A 22,125-nucleotide genomic window follows, 5' to 3' on the forward strand; every position below is an offset into this window, starting at 1 on the left:
AAAAACGGGCGGCCGGAGGTTGAGCGCACATGAAGGCATGGGACGCGATCGTCATCGGCGGCGGCCACAACGGGCTGGTCAACGCCGGCTATCTGCAGCGCGCCGGGCTCGACGTGCTGGTGGTCGAGAAGAACGACTGGGTCGGCGGTGCGGCCACCAGCCGCGAGCTGACGCCGGGCTTTCTCTACTCCAACTGCTCCTATGTCTGCTCGCTGTTCCGGCCCGAGATCATGCGCGATCTGGAGCTGCCGCGCTTCGGCCTGCAGGTGATCTCCTATGAAGGCGGCGCGGTGTTCACGCGCGACGGCGACTATCTCGCCAACTACCGCGACCACGATGCGCATCGCCGCGAATTCGCCCGCTTCTCCAAGCGCGACGCCGAGGCCTACGACCGCTATTCGCGCGACGTCACAAGGCAGTGCCGCTTCATCCAGCCGCTGTTGATGCGCACCGCGCCCGATCCCACCAGCTTCAAGCCGCGCGATCTTGGCGAGCTGCTCTATCTCGGCAAGAAATTCGCCGGTCTCACCGCTGAGGAAATGGCGCTGACCTTGCGCTTCTGGACGATGTCGATCTCCGACTTCCTCGACGAGTATTTCGAGACCGACGTCATCAAGGCGAACTTTGCGCTTTCCGGCATCATCGGCACGGCGCTTGGGCCCATGTCGCCCGGCACGGCCTATGTCCTGCTCCACCACTATATGGGTGAGGTCGATGGCTCGGTGGGCGCATGGGGCTATGCGCGTGGCGGTATGGGTGCCGTAACCAAGGCGCTCGCCGCCTCATTCAAGGCCTCCGGCGGCACGATCCGCACCGGCGCCGAGGTCGAGCGCGTGCTGATTAGGAACGGCAGGGCCAAGGGCGTCGTACTGGCCGGCGGCGAAGAGGTCCACGGCAAGCTCGTCGTCTCAAACGCCGACGTGAAGCGCACCTTCCTGAAGCTGGTCGAGGAGAAGGAGCTGCCCGACATCTTCCTTCGGCGGGTCAGGAACTTCAAGATCCGCGGCTCGTCCGGCAAGGTCAACATCGCGCTGGATTCACTTCCCCAATTCCCGGCTCTGCCGAAGGATTCGCCGGTCTATCGCGCCGACATGCACTTCACCGATTCAATCGAGCGCATGGAGCGCGCCTATGACGACTGGAAGGCCGGGCGCTGGTCGGCCGATCCCTTCCTCGACATGGTGATCCCGACCACACTCGACCCGACCATGGCGCCGCCGGGAAAACATTTCATGAGCTGCTTCGTGCAATACGCGCCGCCCAAAATTGGCGGCCGAGACTGGACGGACGCCGACCGCGACGGCTTCGCCGAGAGCGTGGTTGCGCAGATCGCCGAATATTCGCCCGGCTTCCGCGACCGCATCGTCCATATGGAGGTGCGCACGCCGCGCGAGATCGAGGCCGAGGTCGGGCTCACCGAAGGCAACATCTTCCAAGGCGAACTGACCTTCGACCAGCTGCTGTTCAATCGCCCGGTGCCGGGCTACGCGCAATACCGTTCGCCGGTCGGCGGGCTCTATATGTGCGGTTCCTCCGCGCATCCGGGCGGCGGCGTCATGGGCGCGCCCGGACGCAACGCCGCCGCCGAGATCCTGCGCGATCTCGCCAAACCAACCCTGCATATGAGCCCGGCCCATGACGTCATCTGAAACGAATTGGGACGCGATCGTCATCGGCGGCGGGCACAACGGCCTGGTCGCCGCCGCCACGCTGGCGAAATCGGGACGCAAGGTGCTGCTGCTCGAGGCCGGCAAGGAGGTCGGCGGCGCGGCGCGCACCGAGGAATTCGCGCCGGGGTTTCGCGTCTCCTCGGTCGCTCATCTGCTCAACCGCCTGCATCCCGATGTGGTGAAGACGCTGGAGCTCGAGCGCCACGGGCTGAAGATCGAGCGCGGCGATTTGGTGCCGTCGATTGCATTGTCGAAAGACGGCCCGCTGGTGCTGCACGGCGCCTATGGCGAGGCGCTGACGGGCGCCAGCCCGTCGGAGCAGTCGGCTTGGCGCGACCTGCGCGCGCAGCTGTTGCGCTACGCCGGCGTGCTGAAACCCTTCCTGTCGCGCCGTCCGCCGGACCTTGCCGGCATGTCGCTCGCCGAAATGACCGGGCTCGGCCAGACGGCGCTGGCGCTGAAGAAGCTCGGCAAGGAGGACATGCGCGACTTCCTGCGCGTGCTCTTGATGAACGTCTACGACTTGCTCGACGAGCAGCTTTCCGACGACAGGCTGAAAGGCCTGCTCGCTTTCGACGCGACACTGGGCAGCCATCTCGGTCCGCGCTCGCCGACATCGCTGCTCGGCCTCTACTATCGGCTCGCTGGCGAGATCGGCGGGCTCGCCGGCGCGCAGATACAGCCCAAGGGTGGCATGGGCGCGGTCGTTGCCGCCATCCGCTCGGCGGCCGAGCAAGCGGGGGTTTCGATCCGTCTGGCTTCGCCGGTCGCCAAGGTCGTCGTCGAGAAGGGCCGCGCCGTCGGTGTCGTCACGCAGGGCGGCGAAGCGCTGCGCGCAAAAGCGGTCGTCTCGGCAATCAATCCCGCAACCACGATCCTCGATCTGGCCGGGCCGCGCGAGGTCGACACCGGTTTCGTGCGCAAGATGAAGAACATCCGCATGAAGGGCGATGCGGCGAAGCTTCATCTCGCGCTCGACCGGCCGCCGCAATTTGCCGGCGTCGACGCCGCTGGCCACAAGGGCCGACTCGTCATCGCGCCTTCGCCGGACCATGTCGAGGGCGCCTTCAACCCGTCGAAATATGGCGAGTTCTCGCCCGAGCCGGTGATGGAGATCACGCTGCCCAGCCTGGTCGATCCTTCGCTGGCACCCTCCGGCGCCTGCGTGCTCTCCGCGGTGGTGCAATACGCACCTTATGCATTGAAACAGGGCTGGACCGCCGGCAAGCCGCAATTCCTCAAGGCGATCATGGCGCAGCTCGAAGCCTATGCGCCTGGCATCGGCGCCACGGTGCGTCATGCCGAGTTGCTGACTCCGGCCGACATCGAGGCACGCTACCGAATGCCTGGCGGCCACTGGCACCACGGCGAGTTGCAGGCCGACCAGATGCTGATGTCGCGGCCCATCTCCGGCTGGTCGGGCTACGACACGCCGCTCGAAGGGCTATTCCTTGCCGGCGCCGGCTCGCATCCCGGCGGCGGCATCTCCGGCGCCCCCGGCCTCAACGCCGCACGCCGCATCATCGCGATAAGGGCATGAGATGATTTCGCCATTCACAAACGCAGCGCTCTACGATGCCGACATGAACCGTCATGTGAAAATCAATTCCGCTCGCACCCTTGCGCAATCCCACTTCCGCACGCTTCGGCTTGGCACACCTTTCCAGCCGCGCATCGACGCGCTGGCGCTGACAAACGACTGGTACAATTGGGCCGGCTACCGCGCGCCGCATTCGCTCTGGGACGAGGAGCTGGAATATTTTGCCATTCGCAGCCAGGCGGCACTCCTCGACATCTCGCCGATGACGAAATACCGGATCGAGGGTCCGGACGCTGAAGCCTATCTCGACCGTGTCACGCTGCGCGACGTGACTAGGCTGAAGCCGGGCCGCGTCCACTACACCGCCTGGTGCGACGACGAAGGTTTCGTCCTCGATGACGGCACGCTGTTCCGGCTGTCGCCGACGCGCTTTCGGCTGTGCTCGCAGGAGCGGCATCTGCCCTGGCTGCTTGACAGCGCCATCGGCTACGAGGTCAGCGTCGAGGAAGAAACCGAAGCGATCGCCGGGCTCGCGCTGCAAGGCCCAACCTCCTTCGCCATCCTGCGCGACGCCGGCTTTGCCGGCATCGAGCGGCTGAAGGTTTTCGACCTCGCCGACTTCGCGCATGACGGCGCTGCCATCACCATCTCGCGCACCGGCTTCACCGGCGATCTCGGCTACGAGCTGTTCGTGCCGGCGGACAAGGCGTTGAGCCTATGGGACCGGCTGATGGCGGCGGGCGGGCTGCGCGGCATCCGCGCCATCGGCTACACGGCGCTCAATCGCGCCCGGCTAGAAGCCGGGCTGATCGTCGCCAATGCCGACTTCACCACTGCCGAGCACGCCATCCGTGCCGACCGCCTGCGCATGCCGGACGAGATCGGCCTCGGCTTCATGGTCGATCCGGACAAAGGCCACTTCAACGGCCGCCGCCCCATCTTCGAAGCGCGGGCGAAGAAGCAGCTGCGCCATGTGCTGGTCGGGCTGGAGATCGAAGGCAACATCCCGGCCGAGCACGCCATCGTCTACTGGAAGAAGAGCCGGGAGGTCGGGCTCGTCAGCGCGGCGATGTGGTCGCCCATGCCCAAGCGCAACATCGCCATCGCCTCCTTGCAACGGCCTTACGGCGATAGGGTCGTCGACGACCTCTGGGTCGAGATCTACGCCTTGCGCGAGCTGCGGTACCAGAAGCTGATGAAGCGGGCGAAAGTGGTGCCGCGACCGTTCATCAAGCTCGACCGCCGCACCGCCAACCCGCCGGCGGATTTTTGACGTGGAAGGGGATGCGGACAGGCTGGACGCGGAGGCGGAAGCGGCCGAGCAGTGGCAGTTGGTCAACACGCCGCTCGGCGAGATGTGGTCCGGCCGCACCCGCTATGCGGCGGCGATGTTCTTCTTCAAGCGCGGCGAGATGGATGCCGACACGCTGGAGGTCTACCGCATCTGCGCTCGGCTCGACCATGAAGACCCCTTGCCGATCATCCGCGACCGCGGTGTCGGCAAGGAATGGCTTAAGCGCTTGGGTGCGTAAGCCCGCAGCGCGACGGAGCTGCGCTCCTGCTTCGCCCTAGGATGACGACATTGGGGGAGCGTTCTGGCCCAATTCCGAACGTCCAAGATTGTCACTTTATCCGATCGTCCTTTCAAGGACACGCAGCCAATTCCGATAAGCGATCTTCTCGATCAGCGCGCGCCCGAAGCCGCGAGCGGCGAGCGCATCGAGGAGCTTCGGCAGGCCTGCCACGTCGCCGATCACCGCCGGGATCATGGCACCGTCGAAATCGGATCCGAGACCGACACCGTCCTCGCCCAGCGCCTGCAACAGCGACTCGATGTGGCGCAGCATGATGTCGAGGCTGGTGTCGGCATTCATGCGGCCGTCCTCGCGCAGGAAGCCGGTGGCGAAGTTCAGGCCCACCATGCCGCCCGTTTCGCGGATCGCGCCGAGCTGCCAGTCGGTGAGGTTGCGCGAATGGCCGCAGATCGCATGCACGTTGGAGTGGGTCGCGACCAGCGGCGCATCGCTGAGCGCGGCGACATCGCGAAAACCCTTCTCGTTGAGATGCGAGAGGTCGATCATGATCCTGAGCTGGTTGCATGCCTTGACCAGCGCCTTGCCGGCGTCGGTCAGGCCCGGCCCGGTATCGGGCGACGAGGGAAAGCGGAACGGGACGCCGTTGCCGAAGGCGTTCGGCCGGCTCCAGACGATTCCCAGCGAGCGGAGCCCGGCGGCATGGAGCACGTCGAGCATGGCAAGTTCGGGATCGATCGCCTCGACGCCTTCGATATGGAACACCGCGGCGATCGAGCCATTCGCCATCGCCTCGCGCACATCACCGGCGCTGCGGCAGACGGTGAGCGCGCCGGCGCGCTCGAGCCTGAACAGGATCGAGGCCATGCCGATGGTCGACGTGACCGCCTCGGCGCGCGGCAGTTCCGGCGGCAGTGGTTCGTTGTCGCTCGGCGCCGGCGGCACGGCGCTGCGCTTGGTCTTTTCGATCGGCGGCGGAAAGATGGCGAACATGCCGCCGGCAAAACCGCCCTTTTTGGCGCGCGGCATGTCGATGTGACCGCCCGGCGTGCCCTCGATGAACAGCTTTTCGACATCCGCTTCGTTCGACTGGTAGAGCCTCAGCAGCGTGTCGTTGTGGCCGTCGAAAACGGGAATGAGGTCGGATTCGGTCATCAGGCCATTCGCTTTTTTGAGGTGGCGGATCGGGGCGGGAGAATCCCAGGTGATCTGTCTAATTAGGCAAGATGGCCGAACTGCGCAAATGCCAGACGCGTGTTCGCATTTATGGCTGGACGAGACGCGTCGCTCGCCCCCGGCGGCGATGGATCGGCGCGCAGCGCCGAGACGGTTCGGGGCGCTGCAGCGGAGTGAGACGTCGGTTTTCCCTGGAACTCCCTCAGCCGGCCGCTTCGCGGCCCTTCTCCCCGGGGGAGAAGGGGAAGACAAGTGCTACTATTTCAGCACGTCGGCCCATTCCGGATGGCGGCGGAACTGGGCGTTGGCGAAGGGGCAGAGCGGGATTATCTTCTTGCCCGCCGCGCGCGCGTCCTCGACGGCGCGGGCTACCAGGCGAAGCCCGGCGCCCTGGCCGCGAAAGACATCCGGCACCTCGGTGTGATCGATGATGAGCTGGTGCTCGCCGACCTTGGTGAAGGTCATTTCGGCCTCGGCGCCGCCTGGTCCGCGCAGCAGGTAGCGACCCTTGGAGCCGCGATCTTCCAGTTCGATCTCAGGCAGCTGGTCAGCCATTTTTTGCGCCTCCTTCGCTGGCGGGCGTGAGGGCGAACAGCCGCCGCGCGGCTTCGATTTCATTCGGCCGCACCTCGTGCCCGCCGTCGTGCCATTCCACTGTGACATCGGCCCCGTCGGCGCGCAAATAGGCCTCCAGCCGCGTTGTCAGGTTCGGCGGGCAGATCGGGTCGCGCCTGCCGGCCGTGATCAGGATGCGGCGCCCGGCAAGGCTGCCCTGCACCTGCGGCTCGAACGGGATCAGCGGATGCATCAGCGCCGCGGCATCGAACAGTCCTGGCTCGGCGAACACCGCCGAGGCCAGGATGTTGGCGCCGTTGGAATAGCCGAGGCCGAACACCGCCGAGGGCTTTGCCGCCTCGACATGCGCCTTGACGAAGCCGGCCATCTTGGCCGTCGCCCGCGCGAGGTCGTCCATGTCGTAGACGCCTTCGCCGGTGCGGCGGAAGAAACGGGCGGCACCTTGCTCCGACACATCGCCGCGCGGCGAGACTATCGTCGCCGAAGGCGCGAGCTCGCGACCGAAGGACAGAAGCTGGTTCTCGTCGGCTCCGGTGCCGTGGAAGACGAACAGCAGCGCGCTGCCCGGCGAACCGGGCAGCACTTTGTGGATGTAGGCGTTCTTGCTCATGGCGTCAGTCTTCCAGCTTCTGCAGATGCTGTTCGAGATAGGGTCTCAGATGCTGATGCTGCGTCGGCAGCTTCAGCGCCTCGCCGAGATGCGCGGTGTCCTCGTCGCGGTTGAAGCCCGGCTCGTTGGTCGACACCTCAAACAGCACGCCGCCCGGCGTGCGGAAATAGATCGCCCAGAAATAGTCGCGATCGATGACCGGCGTCACGCCGTAACCCGTGTCGACAAGTGCCTTGCGCACTTCGAGCTGCCGCGCGCGATTCTCGACCGCGAAGGCGACATGGTGCACCGAGCCGGCGCCGAGATTGGCAAAGCCGGCGCCCGGCAGCGATTCGATGTCGACGACGTCGGCGCCGTTGCCGTTCTTGATCGCCATCCGGCGGACGTTGCCGGACTTGTCGACCTCTTCATAGCCCATGAACTTCAGCAGCTCCTCGGTGGCGCCGCCGTCCTTCAGTCTCAGCGCGACCGAGTGGAAGCCGCGAATCGCCTCATCGACGGGGACGCCGCCCTTCACCCAGGGCGCTCTGCCGTCGGCCTTGTCTTCGACCAGCGCAAAACTGTCGCCGTCGGGGCCCGTGAAGGCAAGCCGCTTCTCGCCGAAGCTTTCGCTGCGGCCAACACCGCTGACGCCCTCGTCGGCGAAGCGCTTTTCCCAATAGCCGAGCGTGCCTTCCGGCACTGAGAAGACGGTGGTGCCGACCTCACCCACCCCATGCCGGCCCTTGCCGATGTCGGGGAACGGGAAATAGGTCATCACCGAGCCCGGCGTGCCGAACTCGTCGGCATAGTAGAGGTGATAGACGTCCGGTGCGTCGAAATTGACGGTCTTCTTCACCCGGCGCAGGCCGAGCTTCTTGGTAAAGAACTCATTGTTGCGGCGCGCATCGCTTGCCATCGAGGTAACGTGATGCAGGCCCTTGATCTGATTGAGCATCGTCTTGCTCCTTCCCTATCCTTGCTGCGGCCCTTGCCGCTGTCCACCGCAATATGAGGATAGCGCCTGGCCCGGCAAAGCGACCAAACTCAGAATGGACTGTATCACAAAAGTGAACGGCCAGAAGACCGATGTTCACCAATTGATGAAGCTGCCTCCTTGCGCCGATCGGGAAATTCGGCTCCATGAGCGGCCGCACCGTCTTGAGGAGAAGAGTTTGGACAACCGAGTGAGTCGCCCGAATGTTCTTCTCATCACCTGCGACCAGTGGCGCGGCGATTGTCTGTCGGCGGCGGGACATCCGGTGGTGAAAACGCCGCATGTGGATGCGCTCGCGGCCGAGGGCGTGCTGTTCCGGCGCCACTACGGTGGAGCGGCGCCCTGCTCGCCGGCGCGCGCCTGCCTCTACACCGGCCTCTATCAGATGAACAACCGGGTCTGCCGCAACGGCTCGCCGCTCGACGCCCGCCACGGTAACATCGCGCTTTCCGCACGCGCGGTGGGTTATGACCCCACGCTGTTCGGTTATACCGATGTTGCGCCGGATCCGCGCCGGCTTGCGGCCGGCGATCCGCGGCTGAGGAGTTATGAAGGCGTGCTGCCCGGCTTCAGCGTCCGGCAGTTGCTGCCCGAACATCAGAAGCAGTGGCTGTCCTGGCTGCGGACGCAAGGCATCGACACGAGCACCGGGATACCGGGCATCCATCGTCCGGCTGGCAAGCAGGGCAAGGTCGGCGATGATGTAAGCAACGCGCCGTCGGTCTATTCGAAGGACCAGACGCCGGCGGCTTTCCTGGCCGGCGAATTCATCCGCTGGCTTGGCGAACAGGAGCAGGCGGCGCCGTGGTTCGGGCACATCTCCTTCATCAGCCCGCACCCGCCTTTCATCGTGCCGCAGCCCTACAACACCATGTACGACCCGGCCGACGGCCCCGCTTTCCGGCGCGCGGCGAACTGGCAGGCCGAGGCGCAAAGCCACCCCTACCTCGCATACGATCTTGGCCTGCAGAAGCGGACGAAGTTCGTTCCCGGCGCCGAGGGCAAGGTGCGGGATTGGAGCGAGGAGAATTTCCGCCGGATCCGTGCGCTTTACTACGGCATGATCTCCGAGCTCGACGCGCAGCTCGGCCGCATCTGGGAAGCGCTGAAGGCGGCCGGCAGTTGGGATGACACTGTGGTTGTGCTCACCTCCGACCATGCCGAGATGATGGGCGACCACTTCATGCTTGGCAAAGGCGGCTTCTTCGACGCCAGCTACCACATTCCGCTGATCGTGCGCGATCCGCGCCGGACAGAAGCGGCCGGCGCTTCCATCGATCGTTTCACCGAGGCGGTGGACGTCTTCCCGACCTTGCTCGACCTGATCGGCGCAGCACCCGAACCGCACCTCGACGGCAGGTCGCTGGCGTCCTGGCTCGACGGCGAGGAGCCGGCCGACTGGCGCGACGCGGCGCACTGGGAATTCGATTTCCGCTCGGTCGCCGACGGCGAAGCCGAGCGGCATTTCGGCATCGGATCACGCGACTGCAACCTTGCCGTCCTTCGCACCGAGGCTTTCAAATATGTCCATTTCGGCGGCGGCCTGCCGCCGCTTCTCTTCGACCTGGCTAGCGATCCGGACGAGTTGAGCAACGTCGCGCACGACCCCGCCTATCTGCCGGTGCGCGTGGAACTCGCCGAGAAGATGCTCACCTGGCGCGCCAACCATCTCGACCAATCACTCGCGCTGGCGGAGCTGACAAAGGACGGAGTGGCCGGCCACGTGAGCAAGACAGCAGGCAGCAGGGAATAGCGAAACGCGTATTCCCTGCTGCCTGCTGCCCGCTGCCTGGTCCCTTACTGCAGGACCATCCTCTGCTTGTCGCGGTTTGCGGCATAGGAGCTCTTGTCGTAGGCTGCCTGCGCCTCCAACTGCTCCTTGGTGAAGTTGGTGTAGAGATACTTGTTGCCGTCCTTGTCGGTCATGAACTTCAGCTTATCCATGCCGAGGGCGACTTCCTTCTCGCCGATGCCGAGGAAACCGCCGACATCGATAACCACCGCATCCGGCTTGTTGTCGGGCGTCAGCACGACGTCGCCAATCTCGCCGATCTCGACATCGTTGGCGCCGTATACCGTGGTGCCCTTCAGATCGTCGACTCTGATGTTGCCCATCGGCATTTCGTTCAACGTCGATTTGTCGATCGAGGCTGTCTTGGTCGTGTCGGTGGCGGCTGTGCCGGTATCGGCTGGCTTGTTCTCAGCCGTCGTATTCGCAGCCGGCGCCGCGGGCTTGGTCTCAGCCGTCGTCTGGGCCGGCTGAGCCGGTTTGGCCTCCTTGTCGGCCGTGGTGTCGGACGAGGTCACGGCAGGGGTGGTCGTTGCCGGAGCAGTGTTCGAAGCCGTGGTGGCTGCGGCCGGCGCCGGATCATAGGCCTTGCGGTTGAAGTCCGGCTGAGCCTCCAGCTCTTCCTTCGTCGTCTCGGCGATCAACCAGCGATCGCCATTCTTCTCTGCCCATTTGGCCTTGGCGAAGTCGAAGGTAACGTTCTTCTCGCCAATGCCCAGGAAGCCGCCGACGCCGATCACGAGGGATTCGGCCTTGCCGTCCTTGGCAAGAACGATGTCGTTGACGTCACCGATCTTTTGGGCGTCGTCGGCGGTTCCGTTATAGACCGACTCGCCCATGATGTTGGTGGCGAGATTGCCTTCAGCCTTCTCTACCGGCTGGGCCGGCTGCGCGGGCGCTTGCGCCGTTCCGGTGTCGGTGGTCGCAGGCTGCGTGGCATCGGTCGTTTGCGCCGGGGCCGGATCATAGGCCTTGCGATCGAAGGCCGCCTGTGCGTTCAGCTCGTCTTTGGTCGTCTTCGCTACGAGCCAGCGGTCGCCGTTCTTCTCGGCCCATTCCAGCTTGTTGTAATCGAAGGCGACATCCTTGGTGCCGACGCCAAGAAATCCGCCGACGCCGATGATGACGGATTTTACGTTGCCGCTTGCATCGAACACGACGTCGTCGACCTTGCCGATGTCTTCGGCATCGTCGCCGGTCCCATTATAGACGGATTCACCGATGATATTGGTCATCAGCGCCCCGTCTGCACGTACTACTGGAGCTTGGGTCTCGGCGGCGGGCGCGGGGGTTTCGGTGGCGGGCGCCTGCGCCGGTGCAGGCGTTGTGTTCTGCGCAAAGGCCCCGGTTGCTAGGAGGGTTGCAAGCGCGGTCGTTGCAAAAAGAGTGCGGATCATGATCGTCTCTCCTCGTGCCTGATTTCCTACGCGCCGCGTTAGCGGCCTCGCACAGGGCAAGGGCGAGCGCGGCAATATTCCACGATTTCACAACGTCGTGAGGGGAGCCTTGTTCCAAACGGCGCCGGTCCACGGCGCTTGACTTGCTCCCTGACGCGGAACCTTCGGCGGCCCCTTTCCGTTTCAGCCTCCGGCTGAGAGCTCGTTTTTGGCCCACAATAGCAGGACGGAGAGGGGCATGCGGTTTGCTGCGGTGCTGAACAAGGACGGGGGCACCCTGCGCACGACCGATGTTGCAGCCTTTGCCGACCGGGTCCGCGAGCTTCTGGAAGCGGCTGGCCATTCGGTTCAGATCGACATCGTTGCGGGCGGCGAAATCGCTGCGGCTTTGGAAAAGGCCATAGCCAGGCGCAACGTCGATGTCGTGCTCGCCGGAGGCGGCGACGGAACGGTGTCCACCGCCGCCTCGCTTCTGATGAACAAGAAGAAGGCGTTGGCCATATTGCCGGCTGGTACGATGAACCTTTTCGCGCGCAGCCTTGGCATCCCCCAGACACTGGAAGCCGCCTTGAAGGCCTTTACCGACGGCGAGGTCAAGGCGGTCGATATGGCGACCGCGAATGGCCGTCCCTTCGTGCATCAATTTTCAATCGGCATGCATGCCAGAATGGTCCAGCTCCGCGAGAAGATGGATTTTGGCTCGCGGCTGGGAAAGATGCGGGCGTCGGTTCGCGCCGCATGGGCAACGATCAAGAACCCGCGCACCCTCAAGGTGACCTTGACCATCGGCAAGACCGACATCATCACCCGCGCGACCGGAATTGGCATCAGCAACAACCTGTTCGGCGAGGGTCATCTGCCTTATGCGGACAATCCGGCCGGCGGCGTGCTTGGCATCTATGTCAGCGTTGCGCGCCGGCGCCGTGACTTGGTAAAATTGCTGCTTGCCATGCTGCGCGGCCGGTGGCGCCAAAGCGGACATGTCGAGATCCACCAGGCTGACAAGGCCGTGCTGAAAATTCATTCCTCGCCGACAAAGTTCAAGGCGGTGATGGACGGAGAGTTGGTCAAGCTGGAACGCGAAACCACGGTCGAAATCCATCCAGCGACCCTTAACGTGCTGGTCCCTAGAAGCAGCGCGCAGGCAAAGGCAGCCTGAATGGAGCCAAGACTCCAAAACTACTGCGTTTGACCGCTGGGAGCAGGCGCCTGCTCGGTCCCTGGAGGTTGTGGGACGTGCTGCTGCTCGGTGCTCGGCTCTTTGATCAGCACGCCATAAATCTCGGCTACGCCCCAGGCGATGAATACCAGCAGCAGCCCGGCGACGAGAATCCTGAGCGCATGCCAGCCCCAATGCCCCTGGCGGGCTTCGTTTTCAGGAACGGTCTTGGGCATGGTCGGTCTCCAGGTGTGGGGGCGGGCACGCCGAGCACGGCATGGTCGGGTAACGGACCCTTTCCGCGAAAGTTCCCAATCATCCGGCAACGGTCGGCCGCCTCGACCGGCTTGCCGCGCCTATGGCGTTTCGCTGCGATCCTTTTCTCGAGGCCCAGCCTTCACGTTCTCGCGGTAGATGGCGTAGGCGGCGAGCGCGATCGCGGGCGCGAGAAGCGTGCCCAGGCCGCCCTTGCTTTTCGCGAGCGCCGGGAGCAACGCGAGCGCCGCGGTTACGCCAACCGCCGTCATGTCGGCCTTTCGCCTTCGCGCGCGCCGCCGCGCCCGCATGCTGGTTGTCAACTTGTGGATCACGACAATCAGCCCGGCGATCACCAGGAAGCCGATGCCGAAGCCGAGGCTGGTCGCTAGCGGCCCGTAGCGCGCCGCCAGCCAGATATAGGCCGCGCCGATGAGGAAACCGACGCCGCACAGGGCAAAAACACCGGCAAGTCCGTAGAGGATTGCGGTCAGCCGCGCTCTTTGCAAGGCCGCCACCGCCTCGCCGGAAGCAAGGCCGGAAATAAGCGAAACCAGCGTCCCCATATGAGGGCTGCTAGCGGCGCGACAGCAGCGCGAACAGGAAACCTACTCCCGCCGCAATCGCCAGCGACGTCACCGGCTTTTCGCGAACGCTGGCTATCAACTGCGCTTCCAAATCCTGAGCGCTTCCGCGCATGCTTTCGAACGCTGCCTCGCCGTGCGCGCGCAGCTGCTCGACGCCTTCGGCGGCCGCGCGGCGCGCTGCCCCGTAACTGTCGTCCCGGGTCTTGGCCAATTGCCTGGTGAGCTCTTCGATATCGGCCTTCAACTGCCGGATGTCGGCTTCGAGGTCGGCGCTGGGGGGAGTGTCTGTTGCGGATCTGCCTGCGGCGGTCGCCATTGCGTAACTCCTTATGTTTGCTTCCATTTCAACGCTTGGCCGAGACCGGGGTTCCGTTCTGCCGGTCCGGCTCGTCGTCAGATCAGCGGTCTGCGCTCCTCACCCAAACCTTGCCAGCCGGCCAGCTCCGTCAGCCCCTCATGGCTGAGAACCTCGCAACCACCGTCACGCCAAACGATCAGCTTACGGTCCATCAGCTTGCGGATCGTCTTGTTGGTATGCACCAGCGAAAGGCCGAGCGTATCGGCGATATGCTGCTGCGTGATCGGGATCTGCACCGGCCGCTTGCCGTTCAGGCCTGCGCCCCGGGCACGGCTGGAGATGAAGGCGACAAGATAGGCGGTGCGCTCCAGCGCGGAACGGCGACCGATGCTCAGCAGGTTTTCATCGAGCATGCGCTCCTCGCGCGACGCCATCCAGGTGATGTCATAGGCCAGGCCCGGGTAGTTACGGTAAAGCTCGTGCAATTGGTCGCGCTCGAAGACGCACAGCAGCATCGGCGACAAGGCCTCGACGGAATGCTGCATCTCGCCCATCAGGCTGCCTTGCAGGCCGATGAGATCGCCGGGCATGGAATAGTTGAGGATTTGCCGCCGCCCGTCGCGCAACAGCTTGTAGCGGAATGCCCAGCCTGAAAGTATGGTGTAGAGATGCGCGCTGTGGCTGCCTTCGACCAGCACGGTCGCCCCCTTGTCGACCGCAAGCTCTCCTTTCTTGAACCCGCTGACGAACAACAGCTCCTGGCTCTCGAATTCGCGAAAGACTGGCAGCGGCCGCAGCGGGCATTTGCCGCAAGGATATTGGCGGGTGGCAAGGGAATATGCGCTCTGGCCGGACATTTCGACCCCTCTTCGAAACCCCTGCCCCGATCGGGCGAATACAAACGCTTCACCCGGACCGAGGTTCCGCCGCTCACGCAATGCATCGCCGGTCATGTCTTTTTTAAATGACAGAGCGCCGAATACCGCGCATGACTGCAGCCTTATAGGAGTCGCCGCCACGTGCCCCCATTGCTAGACGGATTGCGCATCCTGGTCTTGGAAGACGAATTCCTGATAGCGATGGATGTCGAGCAACTATGCCGCGACCAAGGGGCAGCCGAGGTCACGATTGTTGGGGACCTGGCTGAAATCGACCTGCGGGATGGGTTTTCGTTGTTCGACGCCGCTATCGTCGACCTGATGCTCGGCGGCACCTCGACACTCGACTTCGCCGAGCGGCTGCGCAGCGCCGGCATTCCATTCGTCTTCGCGTCGGGCTACTCCGACGCCGAGGATCTCGAGGGCTCTTTTCCCGAGATTAAGCTGGTCACCAAGCCCTACTCGGGCGACGATCTGATCCAGGCCCTGGCGCGCGCCTGCAGGCGCGCGAACGCGGCGTGACGACGTAGCGTCGAAGAGCCGGAGGTCGGTGTCAGGCCGCGTTTGATCCTGTCACCTGCGCCGAGATCGCGTCGGGGCCGTATTCGTCCTCGCCAGAAATCTTCAGGATGTCCTGCAGCCGGGCGCGCGCGCGGCTGACCCGGCTCTTGATCGTGCCCACCGCGCAGCCGCAGATCTCCGCCGCCTCTTCGTAGGAAAAGCCGGACGCGCCGATCAGGATGATCGCTTCGCGCTGATCCTCCGGCAGCTGCTCCAGCGCGCCGCGGAAATCCTTGAGGTCGAGCTGGCCATGCTGGGCCGGGTGGACGGCGAGCCTGGCGGTCATGATGCCGTCGCTGTCCTGCACCTCGCGGCCGCGCTTGCGCATCTGCGAATAGAATTCATTGCGCAGGATGGTGAACAGCCAGGCCTTGAGGTTGGTGCCCGGCTGGAAACTCTCATGTTTGTCCCACGCCTTCACCAGGGTTTCCTGGACGAGGTCGTCCGCCTTGTCGGCATTCTGCGTCAGCGACACCGCAAAGGCGCGCAGGCTTGGGATCGCGCCGAGCAGCTCGGTCTTGAAGCTCTGGGAGACCGCCGCCATGTCTCAGTCCTTTTTCTCGGCGGGTTCGGCCTTTTCCAGCTGGCTGAGCAACTGAGCGAATCGATCCGGCACCTGATCGGAGACCAGCTCGTCGTAATATTGCTTGAGTTTGCGGGCGATTTCGGAGTTCGGTCCGAGCGGACTGCTACCCCCGTTCCGGTGCCTGCTCGGGGCGCCAGTTACTGCATTCTTTGACATTTCTTTCATGTTTGCCCTAAGTCCCAGCACCTGAAACCGCTTTAAAACCATAGATCACGACGCAAGCGGCACCCTTGTCTGGTTGCCCATCCCAAAGCCGGAAACGCCCGCTTCCTAATTTAGTTCCCTGCCCGGCGGAACTTTTTCAGAAAGCCGACGTTGGTTTTGCCGGGACTTCCAGTGAGTCTAGCCTTTGCAATGCAACAACGTCATCTGAGGGAGACGTCAAATATGAGCCTGTCCGCAACCATCGCTCCTCACCTGCCTTTCCTCCGCCGTTTCTCGCGCGCCGTGTCGGGATCGCAGGAAAGCGGTGACGCCCTGGTTGCTGCGATGCTGGAGGCCATCATCGCCGACACCGAAGTTTTCCCTAAGGCATCGAGCGATCGCATTGCGCTGTACAAGGTCTTTGCCAGGCTTTTCACTTCGATTGCGATCCGCGTGCCGCAAGAGCATGCGCAGACAGCTTGGGAGCAGCGGGCGGCCGCCAATCTGAACGCAATCGCGCCGCGGCCGAGGCAAGCTTTCCTGCTGGTCGCCGTAGAGGGTTTCAGCGAGGATGAAGCGGCGGAAATCCTCGATGCCGACGAACAGGAGTTCTCCGAATTGCTTGCCCAGGCAAGCAGCGAGATTTCCCGCCAGGTCGCCACCGACGTGCTGATCATCGAGGACGAGCCGCTGATCGCCATGGACATCGAGGAGATGGTCGAAAGCCTCGGCCATCGCGTTGTCGGCACCGCCCGCACGCACGCCGAGGCGGTCGCCGTTTTCGGCAAGACGCGTCCGAAAATGGTGCTGGCCGACATCCAGCTCGCCGATGGCAGTTCGGGCATAGAGGCGGTCAACGAGATCTTGTCCTCGACGCCGGTGCCGGTGATCTTCATCACCGCTTTCCCTGAGCGCCTGTTGACCGGCGAGCGTCCCGAACCGGCGTTTCTGGTGACCAAGCCCTTCAATCCAGACATGGTGAAGGCCCTGATCAGTCAGGCGCTGTTCTTCGACCGCCAGGCGAAAGCCGCGGCCTGACCGCATGTCCGATCATTGAGGTCTCATGCGAGGCGCCCGCACCTCGCACGATGCGGCGCGGAGTCCCATCCGTGAAGCGTTTTCAGGGGATCGTCTTTTTCCGCAAATGGTGGAACAAACGCCATCCAGCCACGTTTTTTCCAGGACGTTAGAAGGAGAGATATCATGCTGTACTGGGCGCTCGTTTTTCTTGTGGTCGCGATCATCGCCGGCGCGCTTGGGTTCGGCGGCATCGCCGGCACGTCGGCTGGCATCGCGCAGATATTGTTCTTCGTCTTCCTTGCTTTCCTGGTGATCTCACTCATCGCCGGCCTCGTCAGGAGAACCTGACCAGGGGGAGTGCCGAACACTGGAAGCCGCACCCCTCAAACGGTTTCCAGCCACCGCCGGGCGATGTCCCCAAAAGGATGTCGTCCGGCGGACCGCTTTTGGGCAGCATAAGCATCAGTAGGTCAAGACCGGGGCAGCAATCCTCGTAAGCCGCTCGCCTGGATGCGGGAAGTATCGAATGGGTTCCAAGGCCTCAGAGAAGGACTATACGCAAGAGCGCAGCGACGAAGTGATCGCGATGCATCCGGCGGAAAGCGGGATGCAGGTGGGTCGCGCGCTACTCCACGCGCTCCACAATGCTGGAATTTCGGTCCTTTACCAGGATCGTGAAATGAAGACCGTCTGGGCGCGCAACATGCGCGCCCCGTGGGCCTGCGAGACGGCCGAGGGCAAGGATGCGCTTTCCCCCGCGCAGTCCGAGCGCATAGGCGCAGCCAAGCGCAAGGTGATTGAAACCGGCAACCCGGATCGCCTCGAGCTCGGCATTTCCGACAGTGACGGCGTGCGCTGGTTCCATGTCTGGATCGATGCCGATCGCAGCGATTCCGGCGAGGTTCAGGGCGTCGTCACCACCATGGTCGAGACGACGGAGCAGAAGCGCCGCGAGCAGACGCTGAAAACGCTGCTGCGAGAGGTCAGCCATCGCTCGAAGAATCTTCTGGCCATCATCCAGAGCATAGCCACCCAGACCGGACGCTACTCGGAGACGCTCGGCGATTTTCTGACGCACTTTCGCGGCCGTATCCAGTCGCTCGCCTCGTCTCAGGATCTGGTGACATCCTCCAACTGGCGGGGAGCGGCGCTTCGTGAGCTCGTGTCCGGCCAGGTCGGCCGCTATAGCGCCGATCCAAGTCGCAGCCTGTGTTTCGATGGGGAGAACCCTTACCTCAATCCGAACGCTGCCCTTCATATCGGACTGGCCATGCACGAGCTGGCCGTGAATTCGGTAAGCTACGGCGCCCTGTCGCAGCCTGACGGACGGATCAGGGTAAGCGCCAGGATCGCGGCCGGCAGCGAGACTTCGCCTGGCCTTTTGCTGATTTGGACAGAAAGGATCGGCGCCGGTCGGCGCACCGAAAATCGTTTTGGCAGCGTCGCCCTCGAACGCGTCGTGCCGACGTCGCTGAACGGCTCCGCCAGTCTCGATATCGACGACGATCGTCTCGAATATCGCCTGACCATCCCGCGCGGCAATTTCGAGATAGAATGAACAACCACGTCTTGGGCAACAGACAGCCGCCGGAGAGGCGTTAACCTGCCATTCACCATAAAATCCGATTGTGTTCCCCGGCAGAAGCAACTCCAGGATAGCGCGCAATGCCCTTCCGAGTTGCGTAAAACCTTGGAGCGGATCGGCGATCCCGTCAGGCGCTGAACCAGCTCGCGACACAGCAAACCCAGCCGCGCAATCACACCGCGATTTGGGAGGAACCGAATGATGATTGCCGATATGAACAGGCTGGAGCAGGCCGCCCGCGTCTCGATGAGCGGCTTCCAGGACACCGAAGCACGGCCCTCGCCCCGTTCCTCCCATCCATCGCTTCGCCTCGGCGCCGTCGCGCTTGTTGCTGCTCTCGTGCTGGCGGCGGCCTGGCAACTGGCCTGATCTTTCCAATCGAGCAGCCGGCCGGCGCCAAGGGCACGCGCCATTGCGCGCCGACGCCGCCGAGCAGGAACTTTTGAGCGGCAACAATCGTTCTTTGCGGCGGGAGGATTCGACCCGTGGAACACATCGCCGCCTTGCTCCTCGTCATTGGCTGCTCGGACACCATGACCGATTGCCGCGAATTGTCGGTGCCGGTCAGCGTCTTCGAGACTTTCGAGGCCTGCATCGCCGAACGGCCGTTTGCGCTGGGCGACCTGCAGGGGCGCACGCCGCGTGTCATGGGCGAGTGCCTTGCCGTCGATCCGGCACTTGAAGACGACTACGATCAACTGCTGTGGACCGTGCGTCCCGACGGCAGGCTCGTCGCGTCGCTGGAAGCTTCCGGCGCGCTTGTCGCGTCAAACGGCGCACGCCCGTAAGACACTCTCTTCAGCAATAACAAGATCGGGCAGGCAAAGCCCGTTTTTTCGTGCTAAACGGCGGTTGGCACTGCCAAAAGTGAGGACAAAAGCGAGGAGCTATTTATGCGGAAAATGATCATTGCCATGGTTGCCGTGGTCGCCGTCAGCGGCTGCACCACGACCGAGCAGGATGTCGTCGGGGGCGGCCTGATCGGCGCCGGCGTCGGCGGCCTGGTCGGCGGAGGCAGGGGCGCGCTGATCGGCGCGGCTGTGGGCGCCGGGTCCGGCCTCCTGGTCCGCAACCTGCGCAATGGCCAGTGCGTATATCGCTACCGTAACGGCACGACCTACACTGCGCGCTGCAACTGATCTCGCGACAGAGCGATCCAATGAAGGCCGGCCTGCCGGCCTCCATTTCTTTGCCTGAACGGCCCGCCGCCGCACCGGCGCTGCTCATCCGGTGAGCGGGATCCTTATTTCCACCTTAAGCCCGTCGGCCCGGTAGTCGCGCTTGATCGTACCGCGCAATTCTCGCGTGACATTGAGATCGATCAGCTTGGTGCCGAAACCGGTCTTTGCCGGCGGCTCCAGTTTCTTCTGCCCGGCCTCGCGCCAATCGAGCACCAGCGTCCGCTCCCGGCCACGTCCTTCGACCCGCCACTCGACCTTCAGGGCGCCCACCGAGTTGCCGGCCTCGCCATATTTCAGCGCGTTGGTGGCAAGCTCGTGGAAGGTCAGGCCGAGCGCCTGCGTCGTCGTCTCGTCAAGCAGCACTTCCGGCCCCGACAATATGCCTTCGGAAAGCTCTTTGCCGAACACCTGCCCAAGCTCCGTGCGCAGCAGGTCGCCGAGGTCCGCCTTCTGCCAGCGCGAGCGTGTCAGCATGTCCTGCGACGCGGCCATCGCCTGCAGCCGCGCCGAGAATGATGCCGAGAACTCCTTGACGTCGGTGGCCTGCGAAGCAGTCTGCCGTGCGATCGCCAGCACCCTGGTGATCGAGTTCTTGATGCGGTGCTTCATCTCCTGCAGGATCAGCTCCTTTTCCAGCAGGCTCTTCTCCGTGGCCTCATGCAGCAGCGACTTCGCCTCGTAGGCGCGCTCCTGATAGCGGGCCACCAAGGCGATCGCCCCGGCGAGCAGCAGGCCGAACAGACCGAGCATCACGGGAATAGCGCGCGAGGACGGCAGCGCGAAAGCGCTCGTCGGCCGAAACAGGACAGTCCAGGGTCGGCCGGCCACGACGATATCCCGGCGCGCCAGCAGCTTTCCGCCGAGCGATTCGGCCGGCGGCGCCTCCGACCGGAACAGGAGATTGCCGGCACCCGGCTGGCCGTCGAAGATTTCGACGTTGACCGGCAGCAGCGGAGCCTTGCTGAGCGCCACCTGGAACAGATCGCGTGCGCGGAAGGAGGCGTAGAGGAAGCCGGCGGTCGAGGAGCGGCTGGCATCGATGACGTCCGGGGCCGTTTCCACGTTCAGCCGCACGAAGACCAGAAATCCGGGGAAGGTCTGCTCCAGCCCTTGTCCCTGGCCAAGTTGAACGAGCCCGCTGGCATGCTGCTGGTCGTCGGCCATGGCCTTCTCGATTGCAGCCCGCCGTGCCGGGTCGCTGAACATGTCGAAGCCGATGATCGACTGGTTGGAGGTATCGAGCGGCTCGAAAAGCACGATGGGCGTGCGCCATTGCTGCTGCGTGATTGCCGGATAGACCGGGTGGGCCGAACCGCGAGCGCGCAGGATGTCGCGCTCAAGCTTGGCCTCGTCGCCGGCCTTGGCCAGCCTCAGGAAGCCGATGCCGCGCAGTCCGGCGAAATTGTCGTCGATGTCGAGCGCGGTGAGGAAGGCCTTGAACTCGCCGCGCGTAATATCGCCGTTACGAGCATCGAACAGCGCCTGGGTCGAGCGCAGCAGCGACAGATGCAGGTCGATGCGGCTCTCGATGCGGTTGAGCGCATCGTCGGCGGTTCCCTCGAACTTGATGCGTGCCGCCTCCTGGGTCGCGAAATAGGCGAACCCCGCCATCGTCAGGCTGATCAGCGCGACGGCGATGAAGGCGACGATCGGGAAAAGCTTTTTCAATGCAGGGTGCGGCCCATGGACGGTTGGCCACCTTTATGGGCAAGTCTCCGCGCCAATACAATGGCAAGGCCAACCCAACGCCGCGATTGGCTCATCAAACAAGTCGCAAATTAGCCAACCAATTTATGGTCTTAGGCCGCGATTTTCAGCGCTCCCGGGCCTGGCATGGCGCCCGGCGGGCACTTGCCCAGAATGATCATGCCGAGCACCTCGTCTTGAGTCACGTCGCTGGTGCGCGCCGTACCGACGACCTGGCCGTTCTTCATGACGCAGACCCTGTCCGCCAGCTCGAACACGTCATGGATATCGTGGCTGATCAGGAAGATGCCAATGCCGTCGGCCTTGAGCTGCCGCACCAATTCGCCGACCTGGGCCGTCTCCTGGGGGCCGAGCGCTGCCGTCGGCTCGTCCATGATCAGGATTCGCGCGTTGAACAGGATCGCGCGCGCGATTGCCACCGACTGCCTCTGTCCGCCGGACAGCTTGATCACCGGCTCCTTGAAGCGCTGGAAGCGCGGATTGAGCCGGCCCATCACCTTGCGTGCTTCGGCCTCCATGGCGACGTCGTCGAGGGTGCCCCAGGCGGTCATCAACTCGCGGCCGAGGAACAGATTGGCGGCGGCGTCGACATTGTCGGCAAGCGCCAGCGTTTGATAGATCGTCTCGATGCCGTATTTCTTGGCGTCGCGCGGGTTGGAGATTGCTGCCTCCTCTCCGTTGACGAAGATCTGCCCGGCATCGCGCTTGTAGGCGCCGGACAGTATCTTGATCAGCGTCGACTTGCCGGCGCCGTTATGGCCGAGCAGCGCCACCACTTCGCCGGGGAAGAGATCGATGGAGGCGTCGTCGACGGCGCGAATGCCGCCGAAGGCTATCGAGATGTTGCGCATGTCGACCAGCGGGGCGCCGGCGGGAGCGTTCTTGTCTGCCATGATGC

The 22,125-nt window shown here is 64.0% G+C and carries 26 protein-coding genes; 13 read left to right on the forward strand and 13 right to left on the reverse strand.

Annotated features, from left to right (window positions below; all coding sequences use genetic code 11):
- The first annotated feature begins 29 nt into the window (after positions 1-29).
- Genes P9254_RS09675 through P9254_RS09690 form a run of 4 tightly spaced genes read left to right on the forward strand, consistent with a single transcriptional unit; the run spans position 30 to position 4,742 of the window.
- Positions 30-1,649 (forward strand): phytoene desaturase family protein, encoded by a 1,620-nt coding sequence (locus tag P9254_RS09675; protein WP_278053356.1) that lies wholly within the window; start codon positions 30-32, stop codon positions 1,647-1,649.
- A complete protein-coding gene (locus P9254_RS09680) occupies positions 1,636-3,210 on the forward strand; it encodes a phytoene desaturase family protein (RefSeq protein ID WP_278053357.1) in 1,575 nt (524 codons plus the stop codon). The genes P9254_RS09675 and P9254_RS09680 overlap by 14 nt, the downstream gene beginning before the upstream one ends.
- Positions 3,211-3,253: 43 nt before the next feature.
- Complete coding sequence (locus P9254_RS09685; RefSeq protein ID WP_278053574.1) at positions 3,254-4,483, forward strand: aminomethyltransferase family protein; 1,230 nt, start codon at positions 3,254-3,256, stop codon at positions 4,481-4,483.
- Between the two features lies 1 nt (position 4,484).
- Positions 4,485-4,742: a hypothetical protein gene (locus P9254_RS09690; RefSeq protein ID WP_082953643.1), complete on the forward strand. Its 258-nt coding sequence runs from the start codon at positions 4,485-4,487 to the stop codon at positions 4,740-4,742.
- A 96-nt stretch (positions 4,743-4,838) separates the two neighbouring features.
- Here P9254_RS09690 and P9254_RS09695 read toward each other — a convergent pair whose 3' ends face one another.
- The 4 genes from P9254_RS09695 to P9254_RS09710 all read right to left on the reverse strand — a co-directional run bounded on the left by P9254_RS09695 (position 4,839) and on the right by P9254_RS09710 (position 8,041).
- On the reverse strand, positions 4,839-5,897 hold the full coding sequence (locus tag P9254_RS09695) for a dipeptidase (protein WP_067319258.1): 1,059 nt from the start codon (positions 5,895-5,897) through the stop codon (positions 4,839-4,841).
- 279 nt (positions 5,898-6,176) lie between these two features.
- Complete coding sequence (locus tag P9254_RS09700; protein WP_095778179.1) at positions 6,177-6,473, reverse strand: GNAT family N-acetyltransferase; 297 nt, start codon at positions 6,471-6,473, stop codon at positions 6,177-6,179.
- Positions 6,466-7,104: an alpha/beta hydrolase gene (locus P9254_RS09705; protein WP_278053360.1), complete on the reverse strand. Its 639-nt coding sequence runs from the start codon at positions 7,102-7,104 to the stop codon at positions 6,466-6,468. Before P9254_RS09705 ends, P9254_RS09700 begins: the two co-directional genes overlap by 8 nt.
- Before the next feature lie 4 nt (positions 7,105-7,108).
- Complete coding sequence (locus P9254_RS09710; protein WP_278053361.1) at positions 7,109-8,041, reverse strand: VOC family protein; 933 nt, start codon at positions 8,039-8,041, stop codon at positions 7,109-7,111.
- Between the two features lie 229 nt (positions 8,042-8,270).
- Here P9254_RS09710 and P9254_RS09715 point away from each other — a divergent pair, with 229 nt between their 5' ends.
- The gene (locus tag P9254_RS09715) at positions 8,271-9,833 is read left to right on the forward strand and encodes an alkaline phosphatase family protein (RefSeq protein WP_278053362.1); all 1,563 of its coding nucleotides are present in this window, start codon (positions 8,271-8,273) and stop codon (positions 9,831-9,833) included.
- A 44-nt stretch (positions 9,834-9,877) separates the two neighbouring features.
- Here the strand turns inward: P9254_RS09715 and P9254_RS09720 are convergent, their stop codons facing one another.
- Complete coding sequence (locus P9254_RS09720) at positions 9,878-11,266, reverse strand: PRC-barrel domain-containing protein (protein ID WP_095824026.1); 1,389 nt, start codon at positions 11,264-11,266, stop codon at positions 9,878-9,880.
- Positions 11,267-11,504: 238 nt separating this feature from the next.
- On the opposite strand from P9254_RS09720, the gene P9254_RS09725 reads away from it, so the two are divergent.
- Positions 11,505-12,425, forward strand: a complete 921-nt coding sequence (locus P9254_RS09725; protein ID WP_278053363.1) for a diacylglycerol/lipid kinase family protein — start codon at positions 11,505-11,507, stop codon at positions 12,423-12,425.
- A gap of 20 nt (positions 12,426-12,445) precedes the next feature.
- Here P9254_RS09725 and P9254_RS09730 read toward each other — a convergent pair whose 3' ends face one another.
- The 4 genes from P9254_RS09730 to P9254_RS09745 form a co-directional block, all read right to left on the reverse strand.
- Positions 12,446-12,661: a hypothetical protein gene (locus P9254_RS09730; RefSeq protein ID WP_067002134.1), complete on the reverse strand. Its 216-nt coding sequence runs from the start codon at positions 12,659-12,661 to the stop codon at positions 12,446-12,448.
- Positions 12,662-12,781: 120 nt separating this feature from the next.
- Complete coding sequence (locus P9254_RS09735; RefSeq protein WP_095782492.1) at positions 12,782-13,246, reverse strand: phage holin family protein; 465 nt, start codon at positions 13,244-13,246, stop codon at positions 12,782-12,784.
- A 10-nt stretch (positions 13,247-13,256) separates the two neighbouring features.
- A complete protein-coding gene (locus P9254_RS09740; RefSeq protein WP_095778215.1) occupies positions 13,257-13,583 on the reverse strand; it encodes a DUF883 family protein in 327 nt (108 codons plus the stop codon).
- A gap of 77 nt (positions 13,584-13,660) precedes the next feature.
- Positions 13,661-14,422 (reverse strand): Crp/Fnr family transcriptional regulator, encoded by a 762-nt coding sequence (locus tag P9254_RS09745; protein ID WP_278053575.1) that lies wholly within the window; start codon positions 14,420-14,422, stop codon positions 13,661-13,663.
- Between the two features lie 198 nt (positions 14,423-14,620).
- On the opposite strand from P9254_RS09745, the gene P9254_RS09750 reads away from it, so the two are divergent.
- Positions 14,621-14,965 carry a response regulator gene (locus tag P9254_RS09750; protein WP_336619645.1) on the forward strand — a complete coding sequence of 115 codons (345 nt, stop codon included), beginning with the start codon at positions 14,621-14,623 and terminating at the stop codon, positions 14,963-14,965.
- Between the two features lie 31 nt (positions 14,966-14,996).
- Here P9254_RS09750 and P9254_RS09755 read toward each other — a convergent pair whose 3' ends face one another.
- Entirely contained in the window at positions 14,997-15,548 is a 552-nt protein-coding gene (locus P9254_RS09755; protein ID WP_040973662.1) for an RNA polymerase sigma factor, read from the reverse strand.
- 3 nt (positions 15,549-15,551) lie between these two features.
- The gene (locus tag P9254_RS09760; protein ID WP_067319677.1) at positions 15,552-15,755 is read right to left on the reverse strand and encodes a NepR family anti-sigma factor; all 204 of its coding nucleotides are present in this window, start codon (positions 15,753-15,755) and stop codon (positions 15,552-15,554) included.
- Positions 15,756-15,977: 222 nt separating this feature from the next.
- Here P9254_RS09760 and P9254_RS09765 point away from each other — a divergent pair, with 222 nt between their 5' ends.
- From P9254_RS09765 to P9254_RS09790, 6 genes are all read left to right on the forward strand, one after another.
- Positions 15,978-16,772: a response regulator gene (locus P9254_RS09765; protein ID WP_067002122.1), complete on the forward strand. Its 795-nt coding sequence runs from the start codon at positions 15,978-15,980 to the stop codon at positions 16,770-16,772.
- A gap of 165 nt (positions 16,773-16,937) precedes the next feature.
- Positions 16,938-17,102 carry a DUF1328 domain-containing protein gene (locus tag P9254_RS09770; RefSeq protein WP_067002119.1) on the forward strand — a complete coding sequence of 55 codons (165 nt, stop codon included), beginning with the start codon at positions 16,938-16,940 and terminating at the stop codon, positions 17,100-17,102.
- A gap of 178 nt (positions 17,103-17,280) precedes the next feature.
- The gene (locus P9254_RS09775) at positions 17,281-18,312 is read left to right on the forward strand and encodes a sensor histidine kinase (protein WP_278053368.1); all 1,032 of its coding nucleotides are present in this window, start codon (positions 17,281-17,283) and stop codon (positions 18,310-18,312) included.
- 225 nt (positions 18,313-18,537) lie between these two features.
- Positions 18,538-18,708 carry a hypothetical protein gene (locus P9254_RS09780; RefSeq protein WP_164750429.1) on the forward strand — a complete coding sequence of 57 codons (171 nt, stop codon included), beginning with the start codon at positions 18,538-18,540 and terminating at the stop codon, positions 18,706-18,708.
- A 116-nt stretch (positions 18,709-18,824) separates the two neighbouring features.
- Positions 18,825-19,127 (forward strand): hypothetical protein, encoded by a 303-nt coding sequence (locus P9254_RS09785; protein ID WP_278053369.1) that lies wholly within the window; start codon positions 18,825-18,827, stop codon positions 19,125-19,127.
- Positions 19,128-19,232: 105 nt separating this feature from the next.
- On the forward strand, positions 19,233-19,478 hold the full coding sequence (locus P9254_RS09790) for a YMGG-like glycine zipper-containing protein (RefSeq protein WP_095824030.1): 246 nt from the start codon (positions 19,233-19,235) through the stop codon (positions 19,476-19,478).
- Positions 19,479-19,562: 84 nt separating this feature from the next.
- On the opposite strand, the gene P9254_RS09795 is transcribed toward P9254_RS09790, so the two are convergent.
- Both P9254_RS09795 and P9254_RS09800 read right to left on the reverse strand, forming a co-directional pair.
- Positions 19,563-21,188, reverse strand: coding sequence for a CHASE domain-containing protein (locus tag P9254_RS09795; protein ID WP_278053370.1), 1,626 nt, complete (start codon positions 21,186-21,188; stop codon positions 19,563-19,565).
- Between the two features lie 131 nt (positions 21,189-21,319).
- Positions 21,320-22,120 (reverse strand): ATP-binding cassette domain-containing protein, encoded by an 801-nt coding sequence (locus tag P9254_RS09800; RefSeq protein WP_067002105.1) that lies wholly within the window; start codon positions 22,118-22,120, stop codon positions 21,320-21,322.
- Positions 22,121-22,125 lie beyond the last annotated feature (5 nt).

This window comes from Mesorhizobium sp. WSM4983 (genome assembly GCF_029625765.1).
Taxonomy (GTDB): domain Bacteria; phylum Pseudomonadota; class Alphaproteobacteria; order Rhizobiales; family Rhizobiaceae; genus Mesorhizobium.

Coding starts and splice junctions, on each gene's coding strand:
- P9254_RS09675 (WP_278053356.1), top strand. CDS start 30: ATGAAGGCATGGGACGCGATCGTCATCGGCGGCGGCCACAACGGGCTG.
- P9254_RS09680 (WP_278053357.1), top strand. CDS start 1,636: ATGACGTCATCTGAAACGAATTGGGACGCGATCGTCATCGGCGGCGGG.
- P9254_RS09685 (WP_278053574.1), top strand. CDS start 3,254: ATGAACCGTCATGTGAAAATCAATTCCGCTCGCACCCTTGCGCAATCC.
- P9254_RS09695 (WP_067319258.1), bottom strand. CDS start 5,897: ATGACCGAATCCGACCTCATTCCCGTTTTCGACGGCCACAACGACACG.
- P9254_RS09700 (WP_095778179.1), bottom strand. CDS start 6,473: ATGGCTGACCAGCTGCCTGAGATCGAACTGGAAGATCGCGGCTCCAAG.
- P9254_RS09705 (WP_278053360.1), bottom strand. CDS start 7,104: ATGAGCAAGAACGCCTACATCCACAAAGTGCTGCCCGGTTCGCCGGGC.
- P9254_RS09710 (WP_278053361.1), bottom strand. CDS start 8,041: ATGCTCAATCAGATCAAGGGCCTGCATCACGTTACCTCGATGGCAAGC.
- P9254_RS09720 (WP_095824026.1), bottom strand. CDS start 11,266: ATGATCCGCACTCTTTTTGCAACGACCGCGCTTGCAACCCTCCTAGCA.
- P9254_RS09725 (WP_278053363.1), top strand. CDS start 11,505: ATGCGGTTTGCTGCGGTGCTGAACAAGGACGGGGGCACCCTGCGCACG.
- P9254_RS09730 (WP_067002134.1), bottom strand. CDS start 12,661: ATGCCCAAGACCGTTCCTGAAAACGAAGCCCGCCAGGGGCATTGGGGC.
- P9254_RS09735 (WP_095782492.1), bottom strand. CDS start 13,246: ATGGGGACGCTGGTTTCGCTTATTTCCGGCCTTGCTTCCGGCGAGGCG.
- P9254_RS09740 (WP_095778215.1), bottom strand. CDS start 13,583: ATGGCGACCGCCGCAGGCAGATCCGCAACAGACACTCCCCCCAGCGCC.
- P9254_RS09745 (WP_278053575.1), bottom strand. CDS start 14,422: ATGTCCGGCCAGAGCGCATATTCCCTTGCCACCCGCCAATATCCTTGC.
- P9254_RS09755 (WP_040973662.1), bottom strand. CDS start 15,548: ATGGCGGCGGTCTCCCAGAGCTTCAAGACCGAGCTGCTCGGCGCGATC.
- P9254_RS09760 (WP_067319677.1), bottom strand. CDS start 15,755: ATGAAAGAAATGTCAAAGAATGCAGTAACTGGCGCCCCGAGCAGGCAC.
- P9254_RS09765 (WP_067002122.1), top strand. CDS start 15,978: ATGAGCCTGTCCGCAACCATCGCTCCTCACCTGCCTTTCCTCCGCCGT.
- P9254_RS09770 (WP_067002119.1), top strand. CDS start 16,938: ATGCTGTACTGGGCGCTCGTTTTTCTTGTGGTCGCGATCATCGCCGGC.
- P9254_RS09775 (WP_278053368.1), top strand. CDS start 17,281: ATGGGTTCCAAGGCCTCAGAGAAGGACTATACGCAAGAGCGCAGCGAC.
- P9254_RS09780 (WP_164750429.1), top strand. CDS start 18,538: ATGATGATTGCCGATATGAACAGGCTGGAGCAGGCCGCCCGCGTCTCG.
- P9254_RS09790 (WP_095824030.1), top strand. CDS start 19,233: ATGCGGAAAATGATCATTGCCATGGTTGCCGTGGTCGCCGTCAGCGGC.
- P9254_RS09800 (WP_067002105.1), bottom strand. CDS start 22,120: ATGGCAGACAAGAACGCTCCCGCCGGCGCCCCGCTGGTCGACATGCGC.